This is a genomic window from Nocardia carnea NBRC 14403, from assembly GCF_000308515.1.
GTDB lineage: Bacteria > Actinomycetota > Actinomycetes > Mycobacteriales > Mycobacteriaceae > Nocardia > Nocardia carnea.
Window position 1 is genome coordinate 208920 of the sequence record NZ_BAFV01000013.1, and the last position, 7048, is coordinate 215967.

General features: G+C 65.5%; 11 protein-coding genes. 10 read left to right on the top strand and 1 reads right to left on the bottom strand.

All coding sequences use genetic code 11. The features are described from left to right. The first annotated feature begins 1 nt into the window (after window position 1). The 8 genes from rplR (at window position 2) to ON22_RS37365 (ending at window position 5457) form a co-directional block, all read left to right on the top strand. Window positions 2-409 carry a 50S ribosomal protein L18 gene (gene rplR / locus ON22_RS03965; RefSeq protein ID WP_033244268.1) on the top strand — a complete coding sequence of 136 codons (408 nt, stop codon included), beginning with the start codon at window positions 2-4 and terminating at the stop codon, window positions 407-409. A gap of 46 nt (window positions 410-455) precedes the next feature. Continuing rightward, window positions 456-1100 (top strand): 30S ribosomal protein S5, encoded by a 645-nt coding sequence (gene rpsE / locus ON22_RS03970; RefSeq protein WP_033244269.1) that lies wholly within the window; start codon window positions 456-458, stop codon window positions 1098-1100. A gap of 1 nt (window position 1101) precedes the next feature. Continuing rightward, window positions 1102-1281 carry a 50S ribosomal protein L30 gene (gene rpmD, locus ON22_RS03975; protein WP_033244270.1) on the top strand — a complete coding sequence of 60 codons (180 nt, stop codon included), beginning with the start codon at window positions 1102-1104 and terminating at the stop codon, window positions 1279-1281. 1 nt (window position 1282) lies between these two features. Beyond that, a complete protein-coding gene (gene rplO / locus ON22_RS03980) occupies window positions 1283-1726 on the top strand; it encodes a 50S ribosomal protein L15 (RefSeq protein WP_033244271.1) in 444 nt (147 codons plus the stop codon). A gap of 239 nt (window positions 1727-1965) precedes the next feature. Next, window positions 1966-3282 (top strand): preprotein translocase subunit SecY, encoded by a 1317-nt coding sequence (gene secY / locus ON22_RS03985; RefSeq protein ID WP_033244272.1) that lies wholly within the window; start codon window positions 1966-1968, stop codon window positions 3280-3282. Continuing rightward, complete coding sequence (locus tag ON22_RS03990; RefSeq protein ID WP_033244273.1) at window positions 3279-3839, top strand: adenylate kinase; 561 nt, start codon at window positions 3279-3281, stop codon at window positions 3837-3839. The genes secY and ON22_RS03990 overlap by 4 nt, the downstream gene beginning before the upstream one ends. A 44-nt stretch (window positions 3840-3883) precedes the next feature. Continuing rightward, window positions 3884-4693 carry a type I methionyl aminopeptidase gene (gene map / locus ON22_RS03995; protein ID WP_033244274.1) on the top strand — a complete coding sequence of 270 codons (810 nt, stop codon included), beginning with the start codon at window positions 3884-3886 and terminating at the stop codon, window positions 4691-4693. Between the two features lie 248 nt (window positions 4694-4941). Beyond that, window positions 4942-5457 carry a hypothetical protein gene (locus tag ON22_RS37365; protein WP_174375545.1) on the top strand — a complete coding sequence of 172 codons (516 nt, stop codon included), beginning with the start codon at window positions 4942-4944 and terminating at the stop codon, window positions 5455-5457. Between the two features lie 69 nt (window positions 5458-5526). Here the strand turns inward: ON22_RS37365 and dtd are convergent, their stop codons facing one another. After that, entirely contained in the window at window positions 5527-5970 is a 444-nt protein-coding gene (dtd, locus tag ON22_RS04005) for a D-aminoacyl-tRNA deacylase (protein WP_033244275.1), read from the bottom strand. A 228-nt stretch (window positions 5971-6198) separates the two neighbouring features. Here dtd and ON22_RS36510 point away from each other — a divergent pair, with 228 nt between their 5' ends. Then, entirely contained in the window at window positions 6199-6519 is a 321-nt protein-coding gene (locus ON22_RS36510; protein ID WP_156052297.1) for a hypothetical protein, read from the top strand. A 19-nt stretch (window positions 6520-6538) separates the two neighbouring features. Then, window positions 6539-7033 (top strand): YbaB/EbfC family nucleoid-associated protein, encoded by a 495-nt coding sequence (locus ON22_RS04015; RefSeq protein ID WP_051157126.1) that lies wholly within the window; start codon window positions 6539-6541, stop codon window positions 7031-7033. The last annotated feature ends 15 nt before the right edge of the window (window positions 7034-7048 follow it).

The window sequence follows — 7048 nt, forward strand, 5'->3', positions numbered from 1 at the left end:
CATGGCGCAAACCGAGAACCAGAAGTCCAAGCGCATTCCGCTGGGCAAGGATGCTTCGACCCGCCGTCGGCTGTCCAAGACGCGGCGTCACTTCCGCCTGCGCAAGAAGATCGAGGGCACCAGCGTTCGGCCGCGGCTGATCGTGCACCGCTCCTCGCGGCATCTGCATGTGCAGCTCATCGACGATTCGGCCGGTCGCACCCTGGCCTCGGCCTCGACTATCGAAGCCGATGTGCGGGCGCTGGACGGCGACAAGACCGCCAAGGGCAAGAAGGTCGGCGAACTGATCGCCGAGCGTGCCAAGGCCGCCGGTGTGGAGGCCGTGGTGTTCGACCGTGGCGGCCACGACTACCACGGCCGGATCGCGGCGCTCGCCGACGCCGCCCGGGAAGGCGGGTTGAAGTTCTGATGATCAACACCACTGCACTTACCAGCGTGAACGGAAGGAACGTCTGATGCCGGGACGTCAACGGCGTGACGGCGGAAACGGACCCGCCGGACAGAACCCCAACGCCCCCGAGGGCGGCCGCGACAACCGTCGTGGCGGCGGCGACCGCCGCGGCGATCGTCGTAACGATCCCGCCGAGAAGAACCAGCTCGAGCGCGTCGTAGCGATCAACCGTGTCTCCAAGGTCGTCAAGGGTGGCCGGCGCTTCAGCTTCACCGCCCTGGTCATCGTGGGCGACGGCAACGGCCTGGTCGGTGTCGGCTACGGCAAGGCCAAGGAAGTTCCCGCGGCCATCCAGAAGGGTGTCGAGGAAGCGCGTAAGGGCTTCTTCCGCGTCCCGATGATCGGCTCCACCATCACCCACCCGGTGCAGGGCGAAGCGGCGGCCGGTGTCGTCATGCTGCGTCCGGCCTCCCCGGGTACCGGTGTGATCGCCGGTGGCGCCGCGCGTGCCGTACTGGAATGCGCGGGCATCCACGACATCCTGGCCAAGTCGCTCGGTAGCGACAACGCGATCAACGTCGTCCACGCGACCGTCGCCGCACTCAAGATGCTGCAGCGGCCGGAAGAGGTCGCGGCGCGCCGCGGTCTGCCGATCGAGGACGTCGCTCCCGCGGGCATGCTGCGTGCCCGTGCCGGACAAGGAGTCTGATATGGCAGATCTCAAGGTGACCCAGATCAAGAGCTCGATCGGCGCCAAGCAGAATCAGCGGGAAAGCCTGCGGACCCTCGGTCTGCGGGGTATCCGTAAGACGGTGATCCGGGAGGACAACCCGCAGAACCGTGGTCTGATCAATGTCGTGCGCCACCTCGTAACTGTTGAGGAGGTCTGACATGACCATCAAATTGCATCATCTGCGCCCGGCCCCGGGCTCCAAGACCGATAAGACCCGGGTGGGTCGCGGTGAGGGCTCCAAGGGCAAGACCGCCGGCCGCGGTACCAAGGGCACCAAGGCACGGAAGAACGTGCCCGCCGCATTCGAGGGCGGGCAGATGCCGCTTCAGATGCGGTTGCCGAAGCTGCGCGGCTTCACCAACCCGTTCCGGGTGGAGTACCAGGTAGTGAACGTGGGCACCATTGCCGAGCTGTTCCCCGAGGGCGGCACCATCGGTAAGGACGAGCTGGTCGCCAAGGGCGCGGTGCGCAAGAACCAGCTGGTGAAGGTGCTCGGCGAGGGAGAGATCTCCGTCGCCGTGCAGGTCAGTGCGGACAAGTTCTCCGGCTCCGCCAAGGAGAAGATTTCCGCCGCCGGTGGTACCGCCACCGAACTGGGCTGACGTACGCCATACGTCGATCGACATGGTCGGGTCAAGCGCGGAAGCGGTAGCGCAGCGTAACCACGCAGCGCTCCCGACCATGTCGAAAGGCACAGCGCCGCCGGACGAGTGCAGGCTCGTCCGGCGTCACTGTTAGAGTTCAAGTGGTTCTGCCAAGACCCGTCATGGGTTCGGCGATTTCCGAGTCGGGACACGCTGAAATTTCCATGGCCTGACCATGTCGTTCGCCAGGAGGATCTGTGCTTTCCGCCTTCGTTACGGCCTTCCGGACCTCGGACTTGCGGCGGAAGATTCTCTTCACGCTGGGGCTGGTCGCGCTGTACCGCGCCGGTGCCGCGCTGCCCTCGCCGGGCGTCGACTACAGGGCGGTCCAGGAGTGTATCGACCTGGTTTCCGGTGGTGATTCCGCCGGTATCTACCAGCTGATCAACCTGTTCTCCGGTGGCGCGCTACTGCAGTTGTCGGTGTTCGCGATCGGCATCATGCCCTACATCACAGCGAGCATCATCGTCCAGCTGCTCACCGTGGTCATCCCACGGTTCGAGGAGCTGAAGAAAGAAGGCCAGGCCGGCCAGACGAAGATGACGCAGTACACCCGATACCTGTCGATCGCGCTGGCGATTCTGCAGGCCACGGGTCTGGTGGCGCTGGCCGCTCGCGGCCAACTCCTCCAGGGCTGTCAGCAGGATATTCTCGCCGACACCAGTATCTTCGGCATGATCATCATCGTTCTGGTGATGACCGCGGGCGCCGCCCTGGTGATGTGGTTCGGCGAGCAGATCACCGAGCGCGGTGTCGGCAACGGTATGTCGCTGCTGATCTTCGCCGGTATCGCGGCCCGGATCCCCTCCGAGGGCAAAAACATCCTGGACAGCCGTGGCGGTCTGGTGTTCGGCGTGGTGTGCGCGGCGGCGCTGGCGATCATCATCGCCGTGGTATTCGTCGAGCAGGGCCAGCGCCGGATTCCGGTGCAATACGCCAAACGCGTCGTCGGCCGTAAAATGTACGGCGGTTCCTCGACTTATCTGCCGCTGAAGGTCAACCAGGCCGGTGTGATCCCGGTGATCTTCGCCTCCTCGCTTCTTTACCTGCCGAACCTGGTCGTGCAGCTGACGGGCTCCACGAACGAGACCGACCCGAGCTGGTGGCAGGAAATAATCCAGACCTACCTGGTGGATCCCACCAACCCGGTCTATATCGCGATCTACTTCGGACTGATCGTGTTCTTCGCCTACTTCTACGTGGCCATCACCTTCAACCCGGAGGAACGGGCCGACGAGATGAAGAAGTACGGCGGTTTCATCCCGGGCTACCGGCCCGGTAAACCGACCGCGGATCATCTCAGCTTCGTACTGAGCCGGATCACCCTCCCCGGCTCCATGTACCTCGGAGCGGTGGCTGTCCTGCCGACTGTGTTCCTCGGCTCCACCGGCGGCGCGCAGAGCATGGTATTCGGCGGTGCCGCGGTGCTGATCATCGTGAGCGTCGGCCTGGACACCGTGAAGCAGATCGAAAGCCAACTCATGAATCGCAATTACGAAGGGTTCCTCAAGTGAGAGTCGTACTACTCGGACCGCCGGGAGCGGGCAAGGGCACTCAAGCCGTGCTGCTATCGGAAAAGCTGGGCGTACCGCATATCTCCACCGGGGACCTCTTCCGCGCGAATATCAGCGAGCAGACACCGCTCGGCCTCGAGGCCAAGCGCTACATGGACGCCGGCGAGCTGGTGCCCAGCGATGTGACCAACCGTATGGTCCGGTCCCGGGTCGGCGAACCCGATGCGGCGCGCGGTTTCGTTCTCGACGGATACCCGCGCACGGTCGACCAGGCCGACGCGCTGGCGAAGATCCTCGACGAACTGGGCAGCGGGCTCGACGCCGTGCTGTGCTTCGTGGTGTCCGAGGACACCGTGGTCGAGCGGATGCTCTCACGGGGTCGCTCCGACGACAACGAGGAAACCATCCGGACCCGCCTGCGTGTCTACCGCGACGAGACCGAACCCCTGCTGAAGTACTACGACGGCCTGGTCGTCTCGGTGGACGGTATCGGCGAGGTCGACGAGGTCAACGCGCGCGCCCTGGAGGCACTGGGCCGTAATGCCACGACCGGTTAGCTCGGTTTCCGGGTCCGGAGCCGATCCTTCGACGAGGGAGAGTCGTGGTGTTCGGGCGTAAGAACAAGAAGGTCGTACCGTTCCGCACCGCAGGGGAGCTCGACGCCATGGCGGCGGCCGGCGCGATCGTCGGCCGCGCATTGGTGGCTGTCCGCGCCGCCGCCGCCCCCGGGGTCTCCACGCTCGAACTGGACCGGGTGGCCGAACAGGTGATCCGGGACGCCGGTGCGGTCCCGTCTTTCAAGGGTTACCACGGTTTCCCGGGCTCGATCTGTGCCTCGGTGAACGATCGTGTGGTGCACGGTATCCCGACCGAGGCAGAGATCTTGGCACCGGGAGATCTGGTGTCCATCGATTGCGGTGCGATCCTCGACGGCTGGCACGGTGATTCGGCGTGGACGTTCGGTGTCGGTGAGGTATCGGAAGCCGATCGGATGCTGAGCGAAGCCACCGAGAAGTCGATGGTGGCGGGGATCGCGGCTATGGTCCCGGAGAACCGGCTCACCGATGTCTCACACGCGATCGAGCTGGGGACCCGGGCCGCGGAAGCCGAGCACAGCCGGTCGTACGGAATCGTCGACGGATACGGCGGGCACGGTATCGGCCGCGAAATGCATCTCGACCCGTTCCTGCCGAACGAGGGACAGCCGGGTAAGGGGCCACGGCTGGTGGTCGGTTCGGTGCTCGCGATCGAGCCGATGCTGACTCTGGGCACCGCGGATACGAAGGTGCTCGACGACGACTGGACCGTGGTGACCACCGATGGTTCGCGCGCCGCGCACTGGGAGCACACGGTCGCAGTGACCGAGGACGGTCCGCGGATTCTGACCTTGCGCCCGTCCGACTCCGAGTAGGCACGGGGTAGCACACCCGGTGCCGGCCGGATCGACCGATCGCACCGGGCGGTTTTCACGCCGACTGGATCCGGTTGGCACAGTGCGGAACCTGATATTTCGCCGGCAGCCGGGTAGTGCCGCGGCTGCCGGTGCCTCCACAGCGCAGGCCGTGAAGCCGGGTTGCCGGAGCGCGCCGTCGGATCTGTCCATTCTGCGGTAAATGTCGTGTGTGCGAGAGCGGCGAGGGCGCACTAGCGTGGGGCCCCGTGCGTCTGGAGGAGGCGTACGAAACAGATCGGGGTGTTTTCGTGCTCTACGCAAATCTGCTCACGGGATTATCCGCGCCCGCGGACGGCGGCGTTCTTGCCGCGGGTGGCGAGCTGTTGGCTCGTAGCCGTGGTGGCGGTGGTGGGGACGGGGGTGATATCCACTGGGGGTGGGTGATCACCTTCATCGTTCTGGTGATCGTGGCGATCGCCGTTATCGCCTGGTGGAAGGCCCGGCAGCTACAACAGTCGGCGGCGCCGAGACCGCCGATGCAGCAGGCCGGCCCCCCGCAGGGGCAACCCGGTGGGTTCGCGCAGCAGGCCGGCGGGCCGTACGGTGCGCCGCCCGCGCCTTATGGGGTCCCGCCGGGGCATCCGGGTGGAAATCCGCAACCGGGAGGAATGCCGCAGCAGCCCGGTGGCGTTCCGCCGCAGCAGTACGGGGGCGGCGTTCCGCCGCAACCGTACCCGCAGAATCCGCAGTACGGGGGCTATGGGACTCCGCCCGGCCGTTGAGGATTCGGTCTGTCACGGCGCAGGTGCGGCGTGACAGGCCGTGTTTCAACTGCCCTGCGGCGGCTGCCCTCACAGCTCCAGCATGATCGTGACCGGGCCGTCGTTGGTGAGTTCCACCTGCATATGGGCGCCGAAACGGCCGCCGGCGACCGTGGCGCCCAGCTGCCGGAGTGTCTCGGTGACGGCTTCCACCAGAGGTTCCGCGAGCGGACCCGGTGCGGCGGCCGACCAGGAGGGACGGCGTCCTTTACGGGTATCGGCATACAGAGTGAACTGACTGACCACGAGGATCGGGGCGGACAGATCCGCGGCACTGCGCTCATCGTCGAGAATTCGCAGGCGCCAGATCTTCTCGGCCATGGCGCGGGCAGTGGTATCGGTATCGGTATGGGTGACCCCGATCAGGGCCAGTAATCCGTGCGGGATTCCCCGGTCCGTCGGGTCGATCCGGCCGACCACTTCGCCGTCCACCCGGACCTGCGCCGAGGTCACACGCTGTAGTAGGGCTCGCATATCGGTCGATCATGCCGTGCCGGCTGCCGCGCCGATGCCGTGGGACAGGTATTCCCATCCGCCGCGCACCGCGCAGAAGCTCCTGCCCGGCTGTATTTCTCGTTCGCAAACCGTGGGAAAGCTGCTGTTCACACCCGCATCACGCCGGGTTCGCTCCAGGCTGCCATCGTCGATTCGAACGGATACGACGGTGCGGGGTGGCTCGGCACCGCGGGAGGAGTGGACGCCATGGCCGACAGGGTCGACTACAACGACGAAGCGTTCCGGGCGGCCGCGGAACGTACGGGCGGCGTGCGCGATCGGGTCAACGGCGTGATCGACACCCTCACCACCAGCATCAACGGCCGCGGTGAGCCGTGGGGTAACGATACGCTCGGTAACAGCTTCTTCGACGGGCAGAACAACGACGGATACGGCGCGGGTAAGAAGAATCTGGTCGACAGCGCCGAAAACGTCGCCGGGACAATGAACTCCTTCTACGAGGGCCAGGTCGAGAGCGCCGACTATCTGCAGGATATGGAAGACGGCAACCGCGACGGTCTGCGCTGATCGGGGCTGCGGCGCGACGATGACCAACGAACAAGCCAAAGCCGATTTCGCCGCGATCATGGGCGGGGTGCGCGAGCAGATGCGCACCATCGCACGAATCCAGCAGCAGCGCGCCGAACTGACCGCCACCGGGAATGCCCGGGGCAAGAAGGTCCGCGTCACCGTGAACGCCGACAACACGGTGATCGATGTGAAATTTGCCGACGATATCGACGAATTGAGCTATTCGGAGATTGCGAAGGCGATCGTCGAAGCGACGCAGGGCGCCTGTAATCAGATCGCGGAAAAGACCACCGATCTGATGGCGCCATTGGAAACGCAGAAGGCGCGGATGCCCAAACTCTCCGATCTCGTGGAAGGAATCGAAGAGACGGAGATACCGGGAGTGGTATCGGCTTCCACTGTGCGGCCGACGCCCGCGGAACGGCGCGGAGGCCCGGATGGCAGCGGACTGCCGTTCGCCGGTGAAGACGGTAGCGGGCGTGGCCGCTCGGTTACCGACTCCAGCTGGTAATCCGAGTAACCCACC

Bases quoted from the DNA above. Each gene is read 5' to 3' on its own strand.
- dtd (WP_033244275.1), bottom strand. From the start codon at position 5,970: ATGCGAGCCCTACTACAGCGTGTGACCTCGGCGCAGGTCCGGGTGGAC.
- ON22_RS04015 (WP_051157126.1), top strand. From the start codon at position 6,539: ATGACCAACGAACAAGCCAAAGCCGATTTCGCCGCGATCATGGGCGGG.
- ON22_RS36510 (WP_156052297.1), top strand. From the start codon at position 6,199: ATGGCCGACAGGGTCGACTACAACGACGAAGCGTTCCGGGCGGCCGCG.
- rpmD (WP_033244270.1), top strand. From the start codon at position 1,102: ATGGCAGATCTCAAGGTGACCCAGATCAAGAGCTCGATCGGCGCCAAG.
- rplR (WP_033244268.1), top strand. From the start codon at position 2: ATGGCGCAAACCGAGAACCAGAAGTCCAAGCGCATTCCGCTGGGCAAG.
- rplO (WP_033244271.1), top strand. From the start codon at position 1,283: ATGACCATCAAATTGCATCATCTGCGCCCGGCCCCGGGCTCCAAGACC.
- rpsE (WP_033244269.1), top strand. From the start codon at position 456: ATGCCGGGACGTCAACGGCGTGACGGCGGAAACGGACCCGCCGGACAG.